The following is a 964-nucleotide window of genomic DNA, read 5'->3' as shown; positions in this document are numbered from 1 at the left end:
GCCTGGAAGCCGCGGGTCGTCGTGTACTGGGCGTTGTCGCCGATGAGCCCGGCGTGGGTCAGGGCGGCGGCGATCTCCTCGCGGGCGCCCTCGGCCAGAGGCAGCAGCGGCGGGCGGACCACGGCGTTGGGCAGCACCCCGCGCTCCACCAGGCCCATCTTCAGCGCCACGGTGCCCTCCATGTGGGAGCCGCGGTGGTAGACGGCCTTGGTGACCGGCAGCAGCTTGTCGTGCAGCGCCCGGGCGGCGGCGTAGTCCTTGGCCTTGCCCGCGGCGATGAGCTCGATCAGCGGCTCCGGGGCCAGTCCGCCGTAGCCGACCAGGGCGCCGTCGACGTCGAACATGGTGTGCAGCAGGTACTCGTCGTGACAGGTGAGGATCTGCAGCTCCGGGTTCTCACGGCGCAGCACGGGGATCTCGGTGTCCCAGCGGCGCATGTTGCGCACCCCGTTCTTGGTGGCGAACACCCCGGGCTGCTCAGCGATCTCGAGCTGGGTCCTGAGGTTGTAGGTCGCCTTGGTGGCGTCGGGGTACTGGAAGAGGATCAGCGGCAGGTCCGACTCCTCGTGGATGATCCGGTAGCGCTGCTGCGGGGCGCCGTCCTGGTAACCGAAGCGCAGCCAGCCGTGGGAGGGGTAGACCAGCCCGGCCTTCGCCCCGGCCTCGCGGGCTCGGGCCGCTTCCAGGGCTGCGACCTTGTCGCCCTCGCCGGTGATGCCGGCGATGATCGGCACCTCGCCGGCGGCGTCGACCATGGTACGGATGACGTCGACCTGCTCCTCGGCGGTGAGGTAGGTGCCCTCACCGGCGTGACCGAGGCACACCAGGCCCTTCACGCCCCGCACCGAGGCCAGCCAGCGGGTCAGGTTCGCCACGGCATCGTGGTCGACCTCCATGTCGGCGGTGAACGGGGTGACGGGGGCGGGAACGAGACCGCGGAGATCGAGAGACATTTTGGGTTCCT

1 protein-coding gene is annotated in these 964 nt (G+C 70.4%); it reads right to left on the bottom strand.

Annotated features, from left to right (window positions below):
• A partial coding sequence (locus IEW07_RS20725) for a dihydrodipicolinate synthase family protein (protein ID WP_188540682.1) occupies positions 1-953 on the bottom strand: 953 nt, incomplete at its 3' end.
• Between the last annotated feature and the right edge of the window lie 11 nt (positions 954-964).

This window comes from Kocuria dechangensis, assembly GCF_014636775.1.
GTDB classification, from domain to species: domain Bacteria; phylum Actinomycetota; class Actinomycetes; order Actinomycetales; family Micrococcaceae; genus Kocuria; species Kocuria dechangensis.
Note: the sequence above shows the minus strand (reverse complement) of the source record. Positions and strands in the feature narration are given on the sequence as shown.